We start from the raw sequence: 24,057 nt of genomic DNA, 5'->3' as shown, positions 1-24,057 counted from the left end.
TTCGATGTAAGCGCGCTGTCAGATAGGTGCAAAATATCAAGCATTTACAAAGCGTTCACATCTTATTTTGGCTCGTTTTACTGAAGTTAGAGCATATCTATCAGTCGAAAAGCAGAAGGGAATGCTGTGTTTGATGCCAGACTCTTTGCATTATTCCGTAAGAAAAGCGCATTTTTCGGTGAAAAAAAGCTCAAATTATTGTAGGTTTTATAGTATTGATAGAATTATTAAAAATCTAGGCGGGATACTTCTCGAAGAAGGAGACTCTGTGCTTAGTTACGGTATGGCTTAATCCGTAAGTGTTGGGGAAATGATGCAAGATCTAGTCGACAGGCATTGGTCTGTGAAGATAGCGATTTGTCTATTAATTTTTTTTGCTGTTGGATGTATTGAGTCTTTAGATCGCAGCCAAAAAACGTTTGTGCGTGACAGCCTGTTAGGAAGAGCCAAAGAAGAGCTATCAATTGTTCGCTCTGAACTTGAAGCCGCTATTGTTTCTGATATTTATGTTGCCAACAGTTTAGCGACATTGGTTGCGGCAAACCCTGAGTTTGAGTTTTCCGGCTGGGATCTTATCGCTTCGAGTGTTCTACGTAAAAGTAACCATATCCGTGTGATTGGTCTTGCCCCTGACGATGTTATTGCACATATCTATCCGCTAGAAGGTAATGAGAAAGCATTGGGGTTGGATTATCGAACCATCCCTAGCCAATGGCGCACTATTCGTAAAGCTCAGGAGGTTCAAGAAATCTTCATCGCTGGTCCCGTTAACCTTGTTCAAGGTGGTAGGGGATTGATTGCGCGCGTGCCCATTTACGAAGATCCTCCATACAACCGCCGTTACTGGGGTGTGTGTAGTGTGGTTATTGACTTGGACTCGCTATTTCATAATGCCGGAATAGAGAAGTTTGAGCATAAGTACAACCTAGCAATGCGTGGCATTGACAGTAAAGGCAGTGATGGTGAGCACTTTTACGGAGACCCTAAGGTTTACGAAAATGCTTTTGCGACCGAGCAAGTTTACTTTCCTTACGGCAGTTGGATGATTGCCGCCAGTGAGAAGCAAGATTTACTATCGCATAGCCCTTGGTATCAAGTGCACGCTGTTAGGTTAATTGCATACCCAATGCTGTTTATTCTCGTCCTTTCGTTTAGTTTGGTTTTTCGCTTATATTCCACTGCGAATCGCCGATCACTCCAAGATTCGTTAACCCAACTGCCAAATCGTCGCTACTTTATGTATACCATTGAGCGTCAATTTGAAGCGGCGGAAAAAAGTGGAGCCAAAGAGAACTTCGCCATCTTGAGTATTGATCTCGATAAGTTTAAGCAGATAAATGACACTTATGGTCACGCTGCTGGGGATAAGGTACTCATTGCGACTGCAGAACGAATTAAAAGAACGTTGAGAGGATCGGATGTGGTCGCTCGCATGGGTGGAGATGAGTTTTTAGTACTATTGCCAAGAGTGACATCTTCGAACGATATTGACGTTATAAATATTGCGCTGCAGAAAGCAATTTGCCAAAGCCCGGTGATATATGAGCAATACTTGATTAATATCCACGTTAGCGTGGGCTACGCTTTATACAGTGATGATTTTGTTGACTTAGAAGCAATGATTAAGTTGGCAGATTCTCGGATGTATCAAGAAAAGCGTCGTCAATCACAAAGGGTGAATGCTTACTAAATTTTGAATACGCAGAGCCTGAAAATTCATGCTATAGAACTAGTATGGTAATGAGTTTTGAGGTGATTATGCGCGATTTAACTCAGTGGTTGTCAGACTATGGGGACAGCCATCAAAACCCTATAAACCAAAAAATTCATAAGGTCGCAGTTCCTGGCATCTTTATCTCAGTTGTTGGGCTGATTTGGTCAATTCCTTCGGTTTCCTTCTATGGTTATACGTTGAACTGGGTTTGGGTTGCAGCTATTCCGGTTTGGGCCTTCTACTTTAAGCTATCGCTCAGCGTATTCTTAATGATGCTGGGCTTTACTCTTGCAAGTATCTCCTTAGTTTGGTCTCTCGACATAATGCAGTTGCCCGTTCTGCTCATCTCCTTATCTATGTTTGCTTCACTTTGGTTACTCCAGTTTATTGGGCATAAAATTGAGGGAAAGAAACCTTCCTTTTTTGATGATCTTGCCTTTCTGTTGATCGGACCTATATGGGTTTTCAGGCAACGTTAGATAACACTTGTCACAACATCGCATATTTGTTGCATAGCTGAGCGTCACACTTCTTTCTTAATTTTCTCTAGTTTTATTAACAAATCTAAAACTTGTGATTTTCGTCATGGAAAACGTTTTGTTGTTACCGGTAACATAACTCTAACGTTACCGGTAACATATAACAATAATCCGGTATTTTACAGCTAGCCAATGAGGGCTGCGCTGAAACTGAAACAATCAAAGGATACCCCTACTATGAACGCGATGACGAAAACTTTGCTTGCTGCCACCATCACGGGCGCATTTGCGACATCGGCAATAGCCGCGGATTTTAAGCTTAAAATTCAGTCTTCTGACCCTTCTGGTGATTTGAACTATAAGGTTCAACAGAATTGGGCTGAACGTGTTGAAAGCATGTCAAATGGTCGTATCGATATCGATTTATTACCTGTTGGTGCCGTGGTTAAACACACAGAAACTTTGGGTTCGATAAAAATGGGTATTCTAGATGGCCAGATCACGGCAACGGGTTACTTTTCAGGGAAAGATCCTGCGTTTGGTTTAATTGGAAACATGGTAGGTGCGTGGTCAGATACAACTCAGCTGCTGCAATACATGAACTATGGCGGTGGTAATGAGTTGATGACGGAATTGTACGCGCCTTATGGCGTGAAGTTTGTCGGAGCTTCTACAACCGGTGTTGAATCTTTCATCTCTAAGAAACCGATTGATGGCGTTGATGATCTTAAAGGTTTGAAACTGCGTGCGCCGGAAGGGTTGGTACAGCAAGTCTTTGCTGCGGCAGGTGCAACCCCAGTGAATCTTCCTGGTTCAGAAGTGTTTACTGGTTTGAGCAAAGGTGTCATTGATGCTGCTGATTACACGGTATTCTCTACGAACCAGAAAGCTGGTATGAACGATATCGCAACGCATCCAGTTCAGCCGGGCTTCCACTCTCTGCCATTGATTGATATTTCGATTTCTCAGAAAAAGTGGGACAAAATGCCAGCTGACCTACAAGAGATCTTGAAAACATCGGTTCGTGATTTTTCTTATGATATGACAACGCAGCTAAAAATTGCAGACCAAGCGGCGGTTAAGGAAGCACAGGCAAACCCAGAAATTACCATCCATAACTGGTCAGAAGAGGAGCGTAAGAAATTCCGTGAGATCGCTAAGACTCAATGGAAAGTATTCGCGGAGCGTTCGCCAAATGCACAAAAAGTGTATGACTCAGTCACTTCCTTCTTAGAAACCAACGGCCTTCTTTAAGCTGCGAGTCTATGCAGTTTCTCTTAGGAGGGTGAAAGCCCTCCTTATTTTTGGAATAGATCGTTATGACAGAGAAAAATCCACACGCTCCTCAAGATCAGGAAGAACAATCAAGAAACTTCTTAGATCGAGCCATCATAAAAATCAGTAATTGGCTCAGTTGGTTTTTTATTTTCACCGTTTTGATTTCATTTTACGAAGTGCTAATGCGTTATGTGTTCGATGCTCCGACAACTTGGGTACACGAAACGGCTTCCTTTATTGGTGGCTCGCTATTTATCGTAGGTGGGATTTACGCATTTGCAGCAAATAAGCACGTACGTGTCGTGTTGATTTACGATTCAGTATCCGCTCAGACACGCAAGTACCTTAATTTGGTTCACCATGTGGTGGGTTTGGCATTTGCTGGCATGTTGGCCTACGCCTCTTATTACATGGCGGAAGAAGCCTGGTTCACACCTTGGGGCGACTTTCGTCTTGAAACGTCAGGTTCAGTATTGAATGCACCTTACCCCGCTCTTTTAAAAGGCCTGATATTTGTCGCTCTGTGCGTACTTGTTATTCAATTCGTTTTGCACCTTATCCAAGAAGTGATAGGTCTAAGGAATAAAGACGATGTTTGATTTATCTTCGATTGGCATTGCATGGGGTAGTGTCCTCATGTTGGTGATGATGATTGGATTACTTCTCACCGGTATGCAGCTTGCCTTCGTGACTGGATTTGTTGCTATTTTCTTTACCCTGTGTTGGTTTGGTCCAGATGCGCTACCACTTATTGCAAGCCGGACTTACAGCTTTGCATCAGGTTACGTATTTCTAGCGGTTCCTATGTTTGTTCTGATGGCTGCTTTATTGGATCGCTCTGGTATCGCACGTGACTTGTTTGATGCGATGAAGTCAGTCGGCCGCAAAGTGCGAGGAGGCGTTGCCGTTCAAACACTATTGGTTGCAGTATTGCTGGCTTCAATGTCGGGTGTTATTGGTGGTGAAACGGTCTTGCTCGGTATATTAGCGTTGCCACAAATGCTGCGTTTGGGGTATGACCGCAAGCTTGCAATTGGTACTACTTGTGCTGGTGGTGCATTAGGGACCATGTTGCCTCCGAGTATTGTGCTCATTATTTATGGTATGACGGCAAGCGTTTCAATTGGCGACCTGTTCAAAGCTTCATTCCTACCTGCGTTTATCTTGGCTGCGTGCTACATCGGTTATGTATTGATTCGTTGTAAATTGAACCCTTCGTTAGCGCCAATTCCAAGTGATATCGACGAAGATGATGAGCCCAACGTCAATTACTTCAAAGCACTGTTCTTTCCTCTTCTCTCGGTTGCAACGGTACTAGGCAGTATTTACACAGGTGTCGCTTCCGTGACGGAAGCGTCGGCGCTTGGGGTTGTCGGTATTATGATTTCGGCAGTAATCCGTGGAGAGATGAACTTCACCATGCTGAAAGAAAGTGCGATTGCGACCATGCGTACTTGCGGGATGATCATGTGGATTGGTATTGGTGCCAGTGCACTGGTCGGTATCTATAACTTGATGGGCGGAATCGACTTTGTTGAAGAGGTGATTCTTGGCCTAAGTGGTGGTAGTGCGTTAGGTACCTTGCTCATTATGATGGTGATTTTATTGGTACTGGGTATGTTCCTAGATTGGGTTGGCGTCGCGTTACTAACCATGCCGATCTTTGTGCCAATCATAACAAGCTTAGGTTATGACCCAGTATGGTTTGGTGTGGTTTTCTGTCTCAATATGCAGGTTTCTTTCTTGTCACCACCATTTGGCCCAGCCGCTTTCTATCTTAAATCGGTTGCGCCAAAAGAGATCACTCTCGGTGAAATCTTTGAGTCGCTTCTGCCATTTATCGGCCTGCAAGTCTTGGTTTTGAGCTTAGTGATTATGTTCCCAGAGCTAGCGATGTGGTGGCAATAGCCCCACCGGATTATGAATGAGTTTCCTAAATTGGTGTTCACAGTCTTCAGTGTATGTTGAAGGCTAAGGATAGTATTACCCAATGAAAACAAAAAAAATTTTAGTTATGGGCGTATCGGGTTGCGGTAAAAGCCTTATTGGAAGTGAAATCGCCAAAGCGTTGAATATTCCTTTTTTTGATGGTGATGATTACCACCCAGAAGCCAACGTTAAAAAGATGGCTCAGGGTATTCCACTCGGTGATAAGGACCGCTGCGGTTGGCTCACAACCTTAAATGAACTTTATCATGAGAATGATTCCGCGGTAATTGCATGTTCAGCGTTAAAGCCGGCTTATCGAGATGTCTTGCGCCACAATAACTCTGACTTGCTGATCGTTTATCTTCAAGGTGATTTTGAGACTATCTGGTCTCGTCACAAGCAACGAGCCAATCACTACTTTAATGGTGAAGCCATGCTTAAAAGCCAGTTTGACGCCTTGGTTGAACCTCATGCGGACGAGGCGCTGTTTATAGATATTTCTCAGGATGTAGATTCTGTCATTAGTGACTCTTTGAGTGCTATTAAGGAGGCTTGGGATGAGTAACTCTGATATAGCCATGATAGGGTTAGGCGTTATGGGGAAAAGCTTGGCGCTGAACTTGATTGATCAAGGGTTTAACGTGGTTGGCTTTGATATTAATGAGGCTCATAGAGTTAGGGCTGAAAACGAAGCCAAAAACATCACTAAATCTGAAAGTAAAGGTGCGTTTAGTTCAGTTGATAGTCTCGCTAATCTATTGGTATCACTTAAGTCTCCTAGAGTGATTGCCTTGTCACTACCAGCTGGACACATTATTGAATCTGTTGTTGATGATCTGCTTAACGCTGGATTAAACAGCGATGATATTGTCATCGATACAGGCAACAGTTTGTGGACGGATAGTGAAAGCCGCGAGGCCAAATATCGCGATAAGTTACGCTTTTTCAGTACTGCGGTGTCAGGAGGGGAAGTCGGTGCTCGTATCGGACCTGCTTTGATGGCAAGCGGCTGTAAGCAAGCGTGGCAGTATGTTCAGCCGATGTGGGAAGCTATCGCCGCAAAAGTAGATGATAAAGGCTTGCCAGTAGGGCAGTTCGAGCAGGGCGAGCCTTGCGCCGCATACTTAGGGCCGGCAGGAGCGGGCCATTATGTAAAAATGGTCCACAATGGAATTGAATATGCTGACATGCAGCTTATCTGCGAAGCGTACCATTTTATGACCCTTACTTTAGATCTACCTGCTGATGCGGTTGGTAAGGTGTTTGAAAGCTGGAATCAAGGCGTACTGAATAGTTACTTAATGGGAATTAGCGCCGATATTCTCCAAACATCAGATCCTGTAACTGGCCAGCCATTTGTTGATATTGTGCTTGATAAAGCAGGTCAGAAGGGCACAGGTCTATGGACTGCGATAAACAGTTTGCAGCAAGGTGCACCGGCTCCAACCATTGCCCAATCAGTTTTTGCTCGCGCACAAAGCGCTCAGAAAGCGACGCGTATCCAAGCTTCAGAGAGCTTAAAAGCACAAACGAAATTCAACAAAAAAGAAGAAGTATCGCAAATATTAGCGAATCTGCATGATGCGCTGTACTGCTCGAAATTGGTGGTGTACGCGCAAGGGTTTGATTTGATGGCAGCGACTTCAATCCAAGAGGAGTGGCAGCTAGATTTTTCAAAAATTGCGAAGATATGGCGTTCGGGGTGCATTATTCGAGCGGACTTTTTACAAGACATCAGTTTTGCGTATCAAACCGAGCCGGATTTGCCGAACCTACTTCTTAATCGACATTTCTCTCACCAGTTGGAAGCGAGTACATTGGGTTGGAGAAAAACAGTCTCTTCCTCCGCAATGTCAGGTGTACCTATGCCGGGTATCAGTTCCGCGTTGAGTTATTTTGATTCGCTGCGCTGCGCTGTTTTGCCTGCAAATCTGCTTCAAGCTCAGCGCGACTACTTTGGTTCACATACCTATTCTCGAGTTGATAAACCTGAAGAACAAAAGTTTCACCTTAGTTGGAGTGAAAACATAAGGACAGAGCATAAAGTGTAGGTCGTTTGCCTAATGTGAGTAGCAAAAAGAGTGCTTGAGCTAATTGAGCGCTCTTTTTTGTTATCTAAAGCCAAGCAATTGGTCGAGTTATAGGTACAATGTTACCAGTAACACAACAGATACAATAAGAACAATATGGTAAACAAAAAGAAGCGCCCAACTTTACAAGATATTGCTGACCGAGTGGGTGTGACTAAAATGACGGTCAGCCGTTGTCTGCGTGACGCTTCGCAAGTATCAGAAGCGATTCGCGAAAAAGTCGAACAAGCGGTTGAAGATCTGGGTTATATCCCAAATCGAGCGCCAGATATTCTTTCAAACGCGAAATCAAATGTCATTGGTGTACTGGTTCCTTCATTAACCAATCAAGTATTTGCGGAGGTTATGCGCGGTATTGAATCGGTCACAACGCCAGGTGGCTATCAGACCATGATTGCTCACTATGGTTACAGTGCTGAGCTGGAAGAAAAGTCCATTGCCTCGCTGCTTTCCTATAACGTCGATGCCATCATCCTCTCAGAAAACGTTCATACTGACAAAGCGCGCAAAATGCTTGAAACGGCGTCTATTCCCGTTGTCGAGATTATGGATACCTTTTCGCCTCGAATTGAACAGGCGGTTGGCTTTGACAATAGACAAGCCGCGAAAGAAATGACAAACATCATGCTTAGTAAAGGGTGCAATAGTATCGCCTACTTTGCGGCACGTATGGATGAACGAACGCGTTTGAAAATGGCTGGCTATCGTCAGGCAATGGAAGATGCGGGCAAAGAAGTGATTAGCTTGCAAACTGAAGAGGCTTCTTCGTTTACATTAGGTTCAAAGCTACTTTCTGAGCTTATTGAAAAGTACCCTGATGTCGATGGTATTTTCTGTACTAACGATGATTTGGCGATAGGGGCGGTATTCGAGTGTCAGAGAAGAGGTATTTCCATTCCAGATCAAATGGCGATCGCGGGTTTTCACGGCCATGACATCAGTCAGGCGATGATCCCGGCATTAGCAACGGTAATCACGCCACGTGAGAAAATAGGTCAGGTTGCTGCAGAGCAGTTGATTGCACGGCTTAAAGGTGAACAAAATTGGCAAGCAAGTATCGATTTAGGCTACCAAATTGAAGTTGGAAATAGCTTGTAGTTGCATTTTGCAATCATAATGATTTTTGCATAATGCAAATATTCCTGTTTTGAGTTTTGCTTATGCGTGTGGTTTTTCAGAAACAGTTTATAAAGTGAACAAAAACAACGATTTTTATTGATAGAAAAAGTTGGCACGCTTAATGCTTTAGTTAAAGTGACCCTTATTAAGCCGAGGGTCACCTAGCCAACTGACGTTGTTAGTGAACCTAATTTGTTCACAGATATATATAGCCAATCACGATTATTGTGATTGGCTTTTTTTCGCCTAAAATTCATCGATTACTCTTCTTGACAACCGTTGTAGCAACTTGGTTTACGTGGACAAACTGCGCCACGAGAACAGATCACCCGAGCATCAGATTCAATCCCTCGCTCAATCCAATTGATGTTGAGGATTTTAGCGATTGTGGTGAATTCCTTTCGAATGTGCCTTGGAATAGACGCCGAGCCACCATTACCCACACATAGTGCTTTAAGCTCCTCAGCAATCATTCTGGAATCGCCTCCTTGCGCATCTATCGCAGGGTTTAGGTCGATACCAGCACATAACACTCGATTGTTCCCGGCTGGGTCAGTCATGTTGACGGATTCACAGCAGTAGATGCGCGGCTCATCGCCCACATTCAAGATAGAGATTTGCGCCGAGCTACCGTTTCTTGGCTCTGATAGGCGTCTGAATACCGCCCAGTGCTGACAAGGGTCGTTGACTTGGCGCATGTTGCCCCAAGGTAAAGGGATCCCGTTTCCACGATAAACAGCTTTGAGTTTATTCTGTCCATAAGCATCGAAATAGTGCCAATGGGGATAAGGTGAAACCACTGTCATTCTTCGCATCGCGACAGATGGTGAAACTCCGGCTTTCGCGTGCACATCGATTTCGTAGCCATTTCTGTCCAGTAGCTGACGAAAAGGGACTTTAGGGCAGAGTAGAGCTCCTGCAAAGAAACTCGATTCGAAGTCTCGCCAAGCTTGAAGAATATCTTGAGAGTTAAGATCGGATGTTGGGTTACTTTGAGAATTGTCTTCCCAACTGTTCGCGTGGCCTACAGAAAGTACGCTCTTTAAACCTTCTTTGTTGTGTAACACGCAGTGACCAAGATAAACCGCCAAATCGTATTTGAGGCGGGTAGGGTACTCTTTAAGTATCTCATTGAGGTAGATGAAGCCAGGTGGCTCAAAAAACGACGTGACGACTTGCTTCGCGCTTACACCAAGTTCATCCACAATGTCTTGCGGGGGGCGAGAGATCCAGCGAATGGTCAATCCCATACTGCGGGCAATGTCCATGAGATCTTCAGCAGATAGATTTAACCGCTTCATACCTATCTCTTCCGCTGCACGTTCTAAATCAGGAAAGTGGTTTTGATTACTTTCTTGATGAGCTCGAATCAGTAGATGAGCGAACTGCCGCCCGGTAATGCCTGTCTGAGAGAGCATCTCCGGAATCGCGATTTGTAGGATATCGTTTGAAAAAAGGAAGCTTGGTTCAAGAGCCATACCACTGATACCACCTCGATTCCCCTTATCGGGAGTGATATCTGTTTGCTCTGGTTCATCATCTAAAAACCAAGCGGGATCTTTTTGAAAAACCTCGGCGATCACCTCAAGCATATCAATGCTGGGTACTCGTTTTCCTCGTTCAATCATAGAAAGATAAGAAACTGATGGCGCATACTCGGGATTCACTCGGATACAGCGTGCAGAGAGATCTTCCATCGTTAAGTGGTTGCGTTTTCTCAGGTTTCTGATTTTTGTGCCCAAAAAATGGGACTGACGTATAAGACTTTTTGACAGCATAATTTTGTAAAATTCACATTGTAAAATTTTTGTTGTGAAATTGTAGTCAAAAAATCACTAGTATAGAAAGTAAGCAAAGTCACAAAACGCAAAACAACTAAACGCAAGTTTGAAATCTTTGCTCTAGGACATAAAAAGTTGTGAAATATCCGCGAGGGAAACATTATGAATATGCTTACAATCGATAAAACTGAAATCCAAAATCAAGACAAGCCATTTATCGCTGAAGCAGTCTTCGCGGTTGAAAAAACGAACTCGAAGCAATCTTCAGAAAAACAGAGCAAAGCGAAACAGCTACTTGACCGTATGTTCCCGCTAGAAAACGGCTCACATCAAGACGTAACAGCTTACATGATTGATTATCGTCATCTTGTAGCTTATTTCAAAGATGGCACGCACAGCGGCTTAAAGAGCAATAAACACTTTGTTGCTTACAGCGGTGAAAAAGAAAATCCAACCTCTATTTTGTTCCGTGATGGAAATGGTAGTCACGTAGAGCTCACATTTGGTCGAAACAAAGGAACAGGTTGTGTAGAGCTGATTTGCATTGATGACATTCAATTAGAAACTTGCACTATGTTCCCTCAAGAAAGCTCTGAAATCTCGGCAATGCGCCATTGGATTAGCTTGGTAAGAGGTGACGAGAAAGGCAAACCTAAAGCATGTACTGAAACAAAAGCATACACAGCGAAGAGTGGTGAAGATTATGACCTTGAGTGCTGCTACACAATGAATAAATAAACCAAGCCTAAGAAAGCAAAAAGGATACGCAATGCGTATCCTTTTTTAATTCGTTGAATTTGAGATTAGAAGTGTAGTTGGATTACCGAAGTAACAACCGCACCAGGTCGACGAACACCATCAATTTCTACTTTGATCTCACGTTCAATTTCCAAGCCTTTACGAATAGGTGTTACTTTTGAAAGCGTACTTACCGCGCGAATGCGATTGTCTGATTTGACAGGGTAAGGGAATCGAACTTGGTTAAGACCAATGTTGACGACCATTTTCGCTGTTGGAAATTGGTTTTTGTCCGGATCAACGCTATCAGTTAACTTAGGCAGTAGCGCTAGAGTTAGGAAACCGTGCGCAATTGTTGTCTTGAATGGCGATTCTGCTTCCGCACGCTCTGGATCAGTGTGGATCCATTGCATATCTTCAGTAACTTGACCGAATTGGTTAATACGCTCTTGTGATACGTCTAACCATTCACCAATGTGAATCACTTGGCCAATTTTACGTTGCAGCTCTTCATACAGTGTTTGCGCTTCTGGCTTTAACACAATTGGCTTAGGTTCTACTGCTTTTGGTGTTTCAGGTGCTTGAACTTCATCGTTCACTGCTGGTTGCTGAAGATCACGTAGACGCGTAAACAGGTGGCGATTGTTTGCCTTCGTCAAAAACTCACCCCAATACTCACGCACAGTTGGAGACATCCACTGCATGAACTCTGAATGATTTTTTGAGTGTGCTTCACCACGATGTTTAAACAAGTCAGCGACTTTCATAAAAACCTCTGAAATTGACTAATAGGAACAGTTAACTTAGTAAGTTTGAATTACTTCACAATATTGTGCAATGACTTTCGAGCGTACATGTGTAACTTGAAAGTCATTATTTAATTGTAGTTCAATAACTTAAAAATAAAACACTATTTTATTGCAAAGCTGTTAGTAGAGCTTTTAATCAACATAAATTGATACAACTCGCAAGAATCTACTCTAACAAACGTAAGCCAGTGTTTGTTTTATCGCCACTTGAACAAATCAATGCAAATTAATGCTTTACAAGAGTCATGCCAAAACCTAATATACGTCCCGCAACGGAGAGATGGCTGAGTGGTTGAAAGCACCGGTCTTGAAAACCGGCATACGTTAATAGCGTATCTAGGGTTCAAATCCCTATCTCTCCGCCACATTCAAAACCCCAGTCGAAAGACTGGGGTTTTCTCGTTTTATAGCGTTTAAAAATTGTGGAGTTCGAACCCCCATTAGTGAATGCTTGTCTCTTATCATCCCGAAAACTAAGTAAAAGGTAGGCATTGTGAATGTTTGAGCCGGTTTTGGACCCTGAATGCACAGAGCTAGAAATAGATAATATTATTCTTCAATGTACAGAACATGTTTCTACTAACTGTTTGGGATGCGCAGCTTGCTATAAATGCTCTAGGCACCTTGAAATATTCAATGACGATTCAGCCTTGGTCTAGTCGATTCTGGCTCATTTTTGCCCTTTATTAGTTTCAGTCTAAAAGAGGACTGTGTTTGATTGGAGAGTTATTCTTCAGTCACATCCCTTTGCCTAGTTGAGCCATACAATTCACTTGTGCTTACTGCCACGATCGATTTATACTGCTTAATATTAATTGTGCACAATATAGTGGTGCACCATTTTATTTAAATCTGAATAAGGATTGGTTAAGTGAACACTCTACTTTTAACCGCTGGTCGCGTACTGCTGGCATTGTACTTTTTGCTTCCTGGTATTATGAAATTTGTCTCTTGGGATATGCATGTTCAACTTATGGAAAAGCATGACATGCCGTTTGTTCCAGTACTGTTGGGGCTTGCTGGTGCGTTTCAAATCGGCGCGGCAATTTTGTTAATTGCTAACCGTTTTACTTGGTTGGTTGCGCTTTTGTTGGCGGGTTTAGTGCTAGTGATTAACGTGTCACTGCATGATTTTTGGAACTACTCCGGTGTTGAAGGGGCGCACGAGATGCAAAACTTCATTAAAAACCTAGGTATTTTTGCCGGATTACTTGTCTTGTCTGGTCACTCAATCCTAGAAGATCTGAAGGCAAAGTCATAACCTTTACCTTGAAAAAATGAATGTGAAAAGCCGCAAAATCTCTGCGGCTTTTTGTTTTTATTACGTTACGGTTACTCTGTGCATCTTTCTAGGTGTATCTCCGTAGTCGATCACCGCATAATGTTGGGTGACTCGGTTATCCCATATCGCTAATGAGTTCTCCTTCCATCTAAACCGTACTTGAAATTCAGGTCGACGCGCGATTTCAAACAGTTTATCCAGTAACTCATCACTCTCTTTACGTTCGAGTTCGTTAATGTAGCGCGTAAACTGCTCATTAATGAAAAGGGTCTCTTTTCCTGTTTCAGGGTGGACCTGCACAACAGGGTGAACAACGGGTGGATTCGCTTCTGCCGTTTTGAGCAGCTGCTTGTGCCAATCTAACTCTACTTGCTCAGTCGGAATATCCTCAAAGGCAACGAGTGAGTGGGTGGCGGATAGCCTTCTTAATTTGGCTTTCATCTCTTCATCTAAAGAGTCAAATACCGCTGTCATTGAACACCAAATCGTATCACCACCAACACTCGGGATATGCTGAGCGTGTAATAAAGAACTTTTAGAGGGTTTGCTGCGCCAAGTTAAGTCTGTATGCCAGTAACTTTCCATTGGTGCGTTGCCCGGTGTTGTCTCGATAACACTGACTTGCGGAGCACTAGCCACATTTGGAAAGAAAGGGTGAACGGGTTCTAACTGGCCAAAGCGCTGCGCTAGTTTTAAATGTTGCTCTGGTGAGAGGCTTTGATTGTCTAAAAATATGACTTGATGAGTGAGAAACGCTTGGTAGATCTCGTCCAGTTCTTGTGGGTTACACTGACTTAAATCTACTCCGTGAATATGAGCACCAATGTGAGGGGTAATGGGTTCAACTTTCAACATACGTTCGCTTATTGGTTTTTATTGATAGGCAGAAGAGTAAACCGGATGACAGCGGCTTTTCTTTCCGTGGTATGAAATTTAGTCTTGTTAACCATAACACAAATGGATCCAGCAGTGCTGGATGTTTCATATTCAGGTTTTGATAGCCTGTTAGATATATAACCATTTTGTTTCTGTAAAGGTGCTATTTATCAAATGTGCGATTTGGGGAGGATTATTTCTGTTAGTATTTTCTGACACATTACTCGCATGTTTATCTCCATGTATTTCCACAAAATCAAATCTAACAAACTATTTCTTAAGCCATTTACAATCAAAAGAAATCTAATTGTAAGAATCTCAAACATCACAGGTTACATTAAGGTTGGAAATGAAGTTATTTGTACTTTAAAAGACAAAGTACTAATTCTTCCAGAAGGTTCTGTCATTGAATGCAACCTAGATAGGGTTTGTGACAACAGTATTTTAGAGTTTGTTTCTATTAATAAGAATGATTGTGAGGAAATAAAAGAAAAACTATATCTGCTTAACAGTACAATGCTTAGTAGAAAAAGTAATTCGATGTATTTGATTTCTGATCATACTGAAATAATCAAAGCCTTCTCTTTGAATCGCGTTTTGGGTAATAGCGATCAAATAATAAAATACCGAAAACAATTAATTAGCCAAAATATTTTCAATATCATACTACAGTTTCATTTCTTGTCGTTAGATATTGGAATTTTGTTTCGTCACAATCACCATATGTCCGTATCGGAACGATTGTCAAAGATCATCATGAATGCCCCTCGAGATCACTGGACACTTGATAGTGCAGCGCGAGCCTTATGTGTTAGCACTTCAACACTACGTCGTAATCTGTCGAATGAAAACTCGTCATTTTCCCGAGTTTTGATTGGTATTAGATTGGGCTTGGCAATTAATTATCTAACATTTACTAATCTTAGTATAAATAAAATCAGTGAGTTGAGTGGTTTTAATAGTGCGACCTACTTTTGCATAGCCTTTAAAAAAGAATATAAAATGAGTCCTAAAAGGTTTCGTATTGAATCGGTCGAAATGAATGTTTAAATCTATACCATTATGACTGCTTAAATCAGTTAATTTACTGACGCGTCACTAATAAAGTGATTTCTATATAAAAGAGAGTTATTGGTAGTGATAAACTTTAGACCCGTATTTTTTGTATTAGGGTTACTCTTATCTAAACTCGCTCTATTTATGTATATACCCGCAATTGTGGCTGTTTATACAAAAACGCATGGTGCTTTTGATTTTGGTGTGTCTGCCTTGATAACCAACGTGGCAGGGTTTACGTGCTTAGCTATTGGCCGTAGAAAATCTCGGGTTATCAAGATAAAAGACGCCTTTTTGATCACAACTTTGGTTTGGGTGTTTGGTAGTGCCTTTGCGTCCCTTCCTTTCATATTTATTAATGAAATTAGTTTCACCAATGCCTACTTTGAAACGATGTCGGGGATTACCACCACTGGCTCAACGGTGCTCGTTGGTCTAGATAGCATGGCAGCTAGTATTCTGCTTTGGCGTTCACTCTTGCAATGGTTTGGCGGGATTGGTTTTATTGTTATGGCAGTGGCGGTTTTTCCTTTGATCAATGTAGGAGGGATGCGGCTTTTCCAAACAGAATCTTCTGATTGGTCGGATAAAAGTGCACCCAGAATGAAGAGTGTCGCGAAGAGTATTCTTATTGTTTATTTCTCGCTAACCTTAGCATGCCTTGTTTGTTATTGGCTTTCTGGGATGGGATGGTTTGACGCGGTCAACCATGCTTTAACGACAGTATCAACGGGAGGCTACTCAACAACAGATTCGTCAATGAATGGTTTTTCTAACCTTGCTCAATGGGTAGCAATTATATTCATGCTCTTAGGTGGAATGCCATTCTTAGTATTTGTAAGTGCTATGAAAGCTAAAAGCCCATTGATTCTATTTAAAGATGTACAAATTCAAGCGTATTTTAAGTTGGTACTTTTTCTTAGTCTCAGTGTTGCATTGTGGTTGTACTTGAAACTTGACTATTCGCTGTCTGATTCAATAAGAATAGGGATGTTCAATATAATTACCGTAATGACTACAACGGGGTTTGCACTTGATGATTTTTCCCAGTGGGGAGCGTTTACCACTATTATATTTTCATTTGTACTAGTGATGGGGGCATGCTCCGGGTCTACATCAGGTGGTTTGAAAATATTTAGAATTCAGATCGCGGCATCACTAATTAATAAGCAGATCCAACAACTACTTCACCCGTCTGGTGTTTTCGTTCAACGCTATAATGGCTCAAGAATTACAGATGATATTGTTCGTTCGGTAATGGCGTTTGCTTTTATATACGTTGTAACCATACTCGTTATTGCATCGATGCTAAGCCTAGTAGGATTAGACCCGATCACAAGTCTTACTGGTTCAGCAACGGCAGTGGCGAACGTAGGGCCAGGGCTTGGACCTATTATCGGGCCAACTGGAAATTTCAGAGGACTGCCCGATGCAGCAAAATGGGTATTGAGTTTTGGCATGTTAATGGGGCGGTTAGAAATACTAACAGTCGTTGCTGTGTGTTCTCGTCACTTTTGGCGTATATAGATTGTTCAAGAGAAAATTTGAATTAATTGAGCACATTTTAATTTAAATTGAACATATATTCTGATGATTTAAGTTTTACACTAATTTAGTATCTGTTCTGAAATGAACCCTCCATATTTAGTGTGGATATTGATGTAATAAGTAAAGACTATTGCATCTGTTGTTCTCTCATATTTAATCGTAAATGTGAGTATAAACATTAACAAGGTAATATTACATGAGTAATAAAATCATTAAACTCTCTCGAAATACTGAAAGTGCTCCTATTTGTGATAACTCAACACAAAGTGTTGCATTCTCGCATTATAATAATATCTCTGCTCAGCTCCCTATTAACCCTGACACGAATGAGATTGTTTCTAAAAATATTAGAGAGCAGGCGAAACAATGTCTTCTCAACATCCAGACGATTGTAGAAAGTATCGATCATGATATGAGCGATGTCGTGAAAGTGAATGTATTTCTATCGGATATTGCACACTCGAAAGCGGTGAACGAAGTTTATTCTACCTTTTTCAACGATCACTTACCGGCGCGCACCGCTGTTTCGGTTGCTCAATTGCCAATCGAAGGTGCGTTAGTGCAAATGGATGCGCTGATTTCAAATGGTGTAGGCACAACGCCTCAAAAACCATGTGATTTGGTGAAGCTATCTCGCAACACACCTAAAGCACCAAAGAGTGCGATATCTAATCAGACGGTGGCTTTCTCTCACTACAACAATATTTCGGCTCAGTTACCCATCGAACCTTCAACAGGTAAGATGATCATTGGTGATGTGAAAAAGCAGACGACTCAATGTTTGACCAACATTAAAATGATTCTTGAGAGTATTAATGTCCCACTCGATGATATCGTTAAAGTGACAGTGTACCTGAAAGATCTATCAGACATGGAAGCCGTCAATGAGGTGTACAGCACCTTCTTCCCTGATTCGGCAATTGCAAGAACGTTAGGCTATGTTCCGGCGAGAACTTTTGTCTCTGCTTCTGAGTTACCTTTGAATGCTTTGGTACAAATTGATGCTGTGATTTCGCATGGTGATGGTACGCCACCTCAAGCGGTCGAAGACCGTCATGGTATTGTTATTAAGCCTAACAACACGCCAGATGCTCCAATGGACTCATTATCGACACAAACCGTAGCGTTTTCACATTACAACCATATTTCCGCTCAGTTGCCATTAGATGTGAAGACAAACGAGATTATCGATGGTGATGTGAAAGAACAAGCTAAACAGTGTTTGACGCATATTAAGACTATTGTCGAAAGCATCGGTCATGTCATGGATGATCTTGTTAAGGTGAATATTCAAGTAACCGATGTGGCAGATATGAATGCGATTAATGAAGTCTATAAAACCTTCTTTAGCCGTGAACTGCCAGCAAGAACGGTCGTAGGCGTCTCTGAGATTGCCAAAGGAGCACAAGTACAAATCGATGCGGTTGTTTCGAACGCAGAAGGTACTCCACCACAACGTTAATTTGTTACTTGGTAAAACAAAGCCACCACTTAAATATTGAAGTGGTGGCTTTTTTATTTGTGGGAAAGCTTTGTCGTCATATTGGATGACGTGTCGATCAGCTTGCAATGTTGATCAGCGATGAGTCATTCGTTGTTTTAGACTGCTGCCTAAACTGTGATGGTGTTAAGTGATACTTTCGCTTAAAAGCGTCGCAGAAGTATGCAGAGCTTCCAAAACCACATCGGTGGCTGATGTGCGCAACGTTATACGATGTGAACGTGAGCATATTTAGCGCCAGTCCCATCCTAACGTCGATAAGAAGCTGGCTAAACGAGATGTTTTCTTTGTGAAGGTGTCTACGCAATGTCGATGGAGATATGAAAAGAAGCTTAGCAACCTCATCAATCTGCCACTTTCTTTGCGGATCTTTCGTTATCATTCGGGCGATCATTTCACGTTTTGTCTCTTCATAATTGAAATGAAATAGGTTCATAACGTCAATGCCTGATTCACACAGTGACAATAAAATAAAATACAAACTTTGCTCTAAAAACAGCATTTTAAGTGCATCTTGGCTTAATGAAGAATACACCTCTTGCAACAATCTAAAGTTCTGCTCAACTTCGATCGGTGTTGACGTGTGATGAGCGACAAGGTTCTTTTGGTAGCTACGGTTTTGTGGCAGCTTTAGAAGTGAACCCTCCAACATTTCATCCATGATCACCAATAGTTGGAGTTTAAGTGGAGATTTAGAGCCGCTTTGAGTTAATGAGCATGATACACAGCTATATTGAGGAACAAGAAGAATCGTTGGGCCGTCAATTATGATTTGTTGATCATTGATGAACACCGTCCCTTTGGCAAAGGACACGCTCGCGATGTAATGGTGTTCAACATAAAACTCTTCAAGCGCTATAGGTTTGGATGATTCGATGTATTTGTATTCCACTCTTACTTATCTCATAGTTAGGCTTACTACAAAGTAAGCGGTTTATTTGGCTAGTAGAAAGCGTCCATGCAATAGCGAGTATTAATTATAACGCTACTTTGCTAAGAGTTTCGTAAAAGTGTCATTTTGAGGTTCAATCTAAGTATATTGACCGTATTTCTAAACTTTGGTTGAGTGTCGCGTCGTTTTAGTGATCTTTCTCGGTGTGTGTCACACAGGCTAATATGTAGACTTATTATGAGCTGACGGTCCCATGATCAACTAAATAATATGCATTGTTGGGGTTTTGCATGTTCACTGTTCGATGGCAAATAGCTTGAAGCAATTCTGTTTGATGAGTGATCACCAATAGCCCCAGAGAACGTTGCTCGACCTCCGAGAGCAGAGCATTCCAAATCACTTTTTGAGTAATCGAATCGAGTTGATCGGTGGCCTCGTCACAAATCAAAAACTCGGTTGTCGGTGCTAACGCTCTTACTAGGTTAAAACGTTGTAATTGGCCTCCGGATAACTCTTTTGGCAATCTAAACTGCCAATGAAATTCGAGCTCATACGATTCTAAAAGTGACCGATAATCGTATCCTCTATAGGCCTCTTTTAGTGTCTTCTCTATTGTCCATCGAGGATCAAATGCAAACTCACAACGTTGCCCGACCCACTGAACTGGATTGATGCGATTTCGTGTGAGCGCTGGAAGCCTTAATTTGTGTTTATCGTAATTAAGTTGGCGTGTGAGGATCTTGCCAATGGTAGATTTTCCGCTGCCACTTACGCCATTCAAGCCAACAATATCCCCTCGCTTTATGAAAATATCAGGGATTGGGATCGAATGATCGCGGTAACGATATTCACCTTGCTGAATTTTAATCATATTCATTAAACGAGTCATAGTTACAAATACCAGTGTCTAGGTTGAGATTGCCACAGAGCTTGAGTATAGGAGTGGCATTGCCCGGAAATAATCTGAGCCGGCGTTGTTTCTTCAATAATGGTGCCTTCGTTCATGATTAGAATTCGGTCAACAAACTGGCACATCAAAGAAAGATCATGGCTGATGATGAGAAAGCTCGAAGTCAATTTGCTCCATGATTTGTAGAGCGTCATCAATCGGATGGCGTTAGAGCTATCGAGTCCACAACTTGGTTCATCAGCAAGCAAAAGAGGGGTGCCTTGTACGAGAGCAAGACAGCTCAATACTCGTTTTGCGATCCCACCAGATAGTTGATGGGGATAGGCTGATAAGGCTTGGTTTGACAAACCTAATGTATTGAGCAAGCAGGGAATATTGATGTTTCGTTGTGCAAACATCCTCAATTGCACGCCTATGGTTATGTTCGGGTTTAAAGCCGAGGTATGCTGAGTAATTAGTGCTGCTGGTTTGACTAACGGGTTAACCCAATGGAGCTCCCCAGTAGAATGAAAGCAACAAGGCAGAGCTTGCATAATGATCTGAGTGAGCACTGTTTTACCACTGCCACTCCCGCCCACAATGGCCACCATTTCGTGTGGATTTACGTGAAATGTAATGGAATCGAGGATCGTTGAATCCGTTTTTGCATCGTAAACTGAGACCTGATTGAGACTAAGCATATTGAAAGGAATCCTATAAGGTAGCGTCGAGATTCGTCTGCGATATGGCTAAAATGAAAGCGCGCGAATAGTGTGGGAAACGAGAAGAGTTACGGAGACTAAGAGCAAACCAGGGCAGAGCACCAGCCACCAATCTCCGGTAAGTAGATAGGCGTTGGCTTCGTGCAAGATACGCCCCATCGAAGGGTGATTTGAATGGAGCCCAAAGCCTAGGAAAGATAGCCCGGCAATATGCAGCAGGATATGTGGAAGATGCAATAGGGCCCCCGTTATCCACTGTGGCAGAATATGAGGGACAATATGCCGAACAATGACATACCAACGGCTATAGCCAAAACTCGTTGCGTATCGTATATAGTCTTGATTCATCAGGGCATGAATCTCTGCTTTGCATAATCTGGTTAACTTTGGCCAGTGGCTTAGGGCTACGGCGAAAAGGACACCTTTAGCACCTCCCCCTAGAGTGATGGTCAAGATAATCAGTAGCAATAAGTTTGGAAGCGACAGAATGCAGTCGATTAAGAAATCGATACCAGAGCATAAGGTTTTATTCACGTTACCGAGCACTGCAAAAATCAAGGCGATGGTTGAACACAATAATGCCGCGCAACCAGACAGAGCTAAGCTATAGACCATTGCTTTCAAAGTCCGTGCAAACATATCGCGGCCTAACCAATCGGTACCAAACCAATAAGTCCAAGAAGGCGCTTGTAGGCGATTCATTAAGTCGACACTTTGCCCATCAGAGGGCCAAAAGGTGGCGATAGCCAAAAATAGAAATAGGCACATCGCTGACCATGAGCGAGCTGTTTTCATATGTATCACTCATTGAAGTTATGATTGAAAAGTACTTGGTTGGGTAAATCGCTGAATTGAGTTGGCGAGCATGTTGGCGATGGCAATAGAGAGCGCCGAAAAAATCGTCAGGCATATCAGTAGTGCTCCATCTTGATGGCGAGCGGAATTCACTAGTGCGTTGCCTAGGCCTGGGTAGTTAAACACGGTTTCTACTAAAGCTGAGCAGCTCATTATTTCGGCAATAGCAGCAAAATGGATCATGACTGCGGGCATAACTGTCCCGACAACAATGTATTTCCTGACCAGTGTAGATAATGGCAATTGGTGAATTCGAGCGTAGAGCACATGCTCACTGGACATCAGTTCAATCACTTTTTCTCGAGTGTGTAAAATAAGAGGACCAATTCCACTTAGCACTAATGTTGTGACAGGTAATACAAGGTGGCTGATAGAGCTATACCACGTGAATGAAGTCTCATGCAGTGACGTTGCGCCGCTGATAGGCAGCCATCTGAGCTGCAGTGAAAACAGCGCCATCAATAAAATACCGAGCCAAAATCCTGGTAAACATGAGAGTAACCAGGCTAAGTTTTGCAAGCTTTTATCCCATAGAGTGTTTTGTTTTACTCCTGCCAGCAAGCCTAAGCTATACCCGATCAATAAAGTTAATAGCCAACTAGAGAGCAACAGCTTGGCAGAGTCGCCAGCTCTCTCTTTAATCACATCAATTACAGGTTGCTGGTAGTAATTTGACTGACCCAAGTTGCCTTTGAAGAACTGTTGAGTGATTTGCATCCACTGTTCTATAGGCGTTTGAGAGATGCCAAGATGCTGCGCAATGAGCGCTTTTTGTTCTGCTGAGACAGAGAGGAGATTCCCTCCAAGAAACTCATTAACTGGATTGATGGGAGAGACACTTATCAGCAGGATCGCTACGCAACTGGTAATAGCAACCAACATCAAGTTACGCCCAATGGTGATGAAAGCAGCACGAATTAGTGGCATGTCCATCGCCATTCATTGATGTTGCTGAGGATAGGCCAGCCATGCGCATGGGGCTCAGTAAATGGCTTTCCTAAGTCAAGACATGAATCGGTTGCATACAAGTGATCAAGATTGACCAGCCAGCTCCAAGGTTCATCAAGAGAGGCTAACTCTTGGGCTTTTTGCCAAAGCGGTATCGATTGTTGCCATGAGCTCGCACTTTTTGCTTCGTTAAGCAGTGTATCAACCTTGTGCTGGCTGTATAAACCAGAGTTGTAGAAATCTACACCGGCAAAGTTAGAGTGATATAAAAATGCCACTTCACTCGCTGAGTGACTGCCAAACCCCATTAATACAGGATCTGCATGCATGTGTTTTGCGATAGTATCCCAATCGGCACCAATAGGAGTGATATGAATACCTATCGCTTTAACCATTTGGCTTATGGTAATGGATAGCTCTTCTCGAACACTATCTCCTGACTTGTAGTAGAGATTGAATGCCGCTTTTTTCCCGTTCTTTTCTCGAATACCATCACCGTTAGCATCAATCCAACCTGCCTCATCTAGAAGCTTTTTGGCTTGCTCAATGTTGAAAGTTGGTTGAGCAAGGTGTTTAGGTTCCCATGGGAGGCCGTCCGAAACAGATGCTGCAGGGTAGGCATAGCCTTGGAGTAGTTTGCTGACGATCAGTTCTCGATTTATCGCTAGGCTCACCGCTTTACGAATCACTAAATCTGAAGTGATATCATTGCCAACAAACGGGCTGGTACGAGCGACTACAGGCCAGACTATGCCTCGATTATCGACACTTTTTACATTCCAAAGCGTTGCTGATGACGGCAATGCGTGTATGTATTTTTGCGGTAAAGTGGTTAACTGGATCTGCCCTGTTTTGAAGAGTGCTAAATTGACATGCTCTTCGCCAAAGACGATTACCAATGAATCAAATTGAGGCGTTGAACCGTAATAGTAGGGGTTACGCTTTAGTGTCAGGGATTCACCTTTATTCCAGCGAACAAATTGATAAGGCCCAGAACCAATAGGCTGCTGAGCATAATGAACGTCATAGCGGTGCTTTGGAACAATCCCCACAGCGACTAAATTGTCGATAAAGGTAATGTCAGGTGCGTTTAGATAGAACGTAACACTTGTTGGTGACGATACACTCACACGATCTAAGTTAGAAAGATCATGCGTACTTAATGTTTTCTTTGCTTGTATAAACGTAAAGGCGACATCATCCGCTGTCAGTAATGTCCCATCGGAGAACTTCACGTCATCCCTTAAGGTTATGTTCCACGATAGCTTGTCTTTGGATAGCGCCCATGCAACGGCTATATCTCCTTCTAATTCGAAGTCGTTATTACGTTTCAGAAGCGTAGATTGAATAAGGGCGTGACCGTATTTTCCCCAACCTTGAGTGGAGTCAAAGCCTTTGCTTGGTTCATCTCCTAAAGCAATATAAAGAGTTTCAGGGGCTGCAGTGACGTTACCAATACACGCTATGGTGATAAGGAACACGACCAGTCGTTGCTTCATTTTATCTGATACCTTAGGGGTTATTAAAGATCGATAAAATATTAGGCAATCT

At 42.6% G+C, this 24,057-nt stretch carries 22 protein-coding genes and 1 tRNA gene; 14 read left to right on the top strand and 9 right to left on the bottom strand.

The features are described from left to right. Positions 1-313: 313 nt before the first annotated feature. The 8 genes from GVO60_RS00990 (at position 314) to gntR (ending at position 8,588) form a co-directional block, all read left to right on the top strand. Positions 314-1,690 carry a diguanylate cyclase gene (locus GVO60_RS00990; RefSeq protein WP_159651404.1) on the top strand — a complete coding sequence of 459 codons (1,377 nt, stop codon included), beginning with the start codon at positions 314-316 and terminating at the stop codon, positions 1,688-1,690. 68 nt (positions 1,691-1,758) lie between these two features. Beyond that, the gene (locus GVO60_RS00985) at positions 1,759-2,193 is read left to right on the top strand and encodes an Mpo1 family 2-hydroxy fatty acid dioxygenase (protein WP_159650671.1); all 435 of its coding nucleotides are present in this window, start codon (positions 1,759-1,761) and stop codon (positions 2,191-2,193) included. A 237-nt stretch (positions 2,194-2,430) separates the two neighbouring features. Continuing rightward, a complete protein-coding gene (locus GVO60_RS00980) occupies positions 2,431-3,447 on the top strand; it encodes a TRAP transporter substrate-binding protein (protein ID WP_159650669.1) in 1,017 nt (338 codons plus the stop codon). A gap of 65 nt (positions 3,448-3,512) precedes the next feature. Continuing rightward, complete coding sequence (locus tag GVO60_RS00975) at positions 3,513-4,070, top strand: TRAP transporter small permease subunit (RefSeq protein WP_159650667.1); 558 nt, start codon at positions 3,513-3,515, stop codon at positions 4,068-4,070. Next, the gene (locus GVO60_RS00970; protein WP_159650665.1) at positions 4,063-5,379 is read left to right on the top strand and encodes a TRAP transporter large permease; all 1,317 of its coding nucleotides are present in this window, start codon (positions 4,063-4,065) and stop codon (positions 5,377-5,379) included. Before GVO60_RS00975 ends, GVO60_RS00970 begins: the two co-directional genes overlap by 8 nt. Positions 5,380-5,461: 82 nt before the next feature. Next, positions 5,462-5,965 carry a gluconokinase gene (locus GVO60_RS00965; RefSeq protein WP_159650663.1) on the top strand — a complete coding sequence of 168 codons (504 nt, stop codon included), beginning with the start codon at positions 5,462-5,464 and terminating at the stop codon, positions 5,963-5,965. Further along, complete coding sequence (gene gnd / locus GVO60_RS00960) at positions 5,958-7,451, top strand: NADP-dependent phosphogluconate dehydrogenase (RefSeq protein WP_159650661.1); 1,494 nt, start codon at positions 5,958-5,960, stop codon at positions 7,449-7,451. The genes GVO60_RS00965 and gnd overlap by 8 nt, the downstream gene beginning before the upstream one ends. A gap of 135 nt (positions 7,452-7,586) precedes the next feature. Then, complete coding sequence (gntR, locus tag GVO60_RS00955; protein ID WP_159650659.1) at positions 7,587-8,588, top strand: gluconate operon transcriptional repressor GntR; 1,002 nt, start codon at positions 7,587-7,589, stop codon at positions 8,586-8,588. Between the two features lie 281 nt (positions 8,589-8,869). Here the strand turns inward: gntR and GVO60_RS00950 are convergent, their stop codons facing one another. Further along, positions 8,870-10,390: a DUF3612 domain-containing protein gene (locus tag GVO60_RS00950; protein WP_159651403.1), complete on the bottom strand. Its 1,521-nt coding sequence runs from the start codon at positions 10,388-10,390 to the stop codon at positions 8,870-8,872. A gap of 162 nt (positions 10,391-10,552) precedes the next feature. On the opposite strand from GVO60_RS00950, the gene GVO60_RS00945 reads away from it, so the two are divergent. Beyond that, positions 10,553-11,128: an aldolase/citrate lyase/malate synthase family protein gene (locus GVO60_RS00945; protein ID WP_159650658.1), complete on the top strand. Its 576-nt coding sequence runs from the start codon at positions 10,553-10,555 to the stop codon at positions 11,126-11,128. A 65-nt stretch (positions 11,129-11,193) separates the two neighbouring features. On the opposite strand, the gene GVO60_RS00940 is transcribed toward GVO60_RS00945, so the two are convergent. Further along, positions 11,194-11,895 (bottom strand): MaoC family dehydratase, encoded by a 702-nt coding sequence (locus GVO60_RS00940; RefSeq protein ID WP_159650656.1) that lies wholly within the window; start codon positions 11,893-11,895, stop codon positions 11,194-11,196. Between the two features lie 316 nt (positions 11,896-12,211). Between GVO60_RS00940 and GVO60_RS00935 the strand changes: the two genes are divergently transcribed. Further along, positions 12,212-12,302, top strand: a tRNA-Ser gene (locus GVO60_RS00935). Positions 12,303-12,808: 506 nt separating this feature from the next. Further along, complete coding sequence (locus tag GVO60_RS00930; protein WP_159650654.1) at positions 12,809-13,198, top strand: DoxX family protein; 390 nt, start codon at positions 12,809-12,811, stop codon at positions 13,196-13,198. 60 nt (positions 13,199-13,258) lie between these two features. Here the strand turns inward: GVO60_RS00930 and GVO60_RS00925 are convergent, their stop codons facing one another. After that, on the bottom strand, positions 13,259-14,074 hold the full coding sequence (locus GVO60_RS00925) for a TauD/TfdA dioxygenase family protein (RefSeq protein ID WP_159650652.1): 816 nt from the start codon (positions 14,072-14,074) through the stop codon (positions 13,259-13,261). 261 nt (positions 14,075-14,335) lie between these two features. On the opposite strand from GVO60_RS00925, the gene GVO60_RS00920 reads away from it, so the two are divergent. The 3 genes from GVO60_RS00920 to GVO60_RS00910 all read left to right on the top strand — a co-directional run bounded on the left by GVO60_RS00920 (position 14,336) and on the right by GVO60_RS00910 (position 18,161). Next, positions 14,336-15,145 carry a helix-turn-helix transcriptional regulator gene (locus GVO60_RS00920; RefSeq protein WP_159650650.1) on the top strand — a complete coding sequence of 270 codons (810 nt, stop codon included), beginning with the start codon at positions 14,336-14,338 and terminating at the stop codon, positions 15,143-15,145. An 87-nt stretch (positions 15,146-15,232) separates the two neighbouring features. Then, positions 15,233-16,678, top strand: coding sequence for a TrkH family potassium uptake protein (locus GVO60_RS00915; RefSeq protein ID WP_159651402.1), 1,446 nt, complete (start codon positions 15,233-15,235; stop codon positions 16,676-16,678). A gap of 217 nt (positions 16,679-16,895) precedes the next feature. Continuing rightward, the gene (locus GVO60_RS00910; RefSeq protein WP_159650649.1) at positions 16,896-18,161 is read left to right on the top strand and encodes a RidA family protein; all 1,266 of its coding nucleotides are present in this window, start codon (positions 16,896-16,898) and stop codon (positions 18,159-18,161) included. A 97-nt stretch (positions 18,162-18,258) separates the two neighbouring features. Here the strand turns inward: GVO60_RS00910 and GVO60_RS00905 are convergent, their stop codons facing one another. From GVO60_RS00905 to GVO60_RS00880, 6 genes are all read right to left on the bottom strand, one after another. Further along, on the bottom strand, positions 18,259-19,092 hold the full coding sequence (locus GVO60_RS00905; protein WP_159650648.1) for a helix-turn-helix transcriptional regulator: 834 nt from the start codon (positions 19,090-19,092) through the stop codon (positions 18,259-18,261). Between the two features lie 235 nt (positions 19,093-19,327). Continuing rightward, positions 19,328-19,969, bottom strand: a complete 642-nt coding sequence (locus GVO60_RS00900; RefSeq protein WP_225874880.1) for an ATP-binding cassette domain-containing protein — start codon at positions 19,967-19,969, stop codon at positions 19,328-19,330. Positions 19,970-19,983: 14 nt separating this feature from the next. Further along, positions 19,984-20,682, bottom strand: coding sequence for an ATP-binding cassette domain-containing protein (locus tag GVO60_RS00895; protein ID WP_159650647.1), 699 nt, complete (start codon positions 20,680-20,682; stop codon positions 19,984-19,986). Positions 20,683-20,730: 48 nt separating this feature from the next. Beyond that, positions 20,731-21,498, bottom strand: coding sequence for an ABC transporter permease (locus GVO60_RS00890; protein WP_159650646.1), 768 nt, complete (start codon positions 21,496-21,498; stop codon positions 20,731-20,733). Between the two features lie 18 nt (positions 21,499-21,516). Beyond that, positions 21,517-22,491 (bottom strand): ABC transporter permease, encoded by a 975-nt coding sequence (locus tag GVO60_RS00885; RefSeq protein ID WP_159650645.1) that lies wholly within the window; start codon positions 22,489-22,491, stop codon positions 21,517-21,519. Continuing rightward, a complete protein-coding gene (locus tag GVO60_RS00880) occupies positions 22,476-24,005 on the bottom strand; it encodes an ABC transporter substrate-binding protein (RefSeq protein WP_159650644.1) in 1,530 nt (509 codons plus the stop codon). Before GVO60_RS00880 ends, GVO60_RS00885 begins: the two co-directional genes overlap by 16 nt. Between the last annotated feature and the right edge of the window lie 52 nt (positions 24,006-24,057).

Source organism: Vibrio atypicus, from assembly GCF_009811315.1.
Lineage (GTDB): Bacteria > Pseudomonadota > Gammaproteobacteria > Enterobacterales > Vibrionaceae > Vibrio > Vibrio atypicus.
This window is presented reverse-complemented; position numbering and strand designations above follow the sequence as displayed.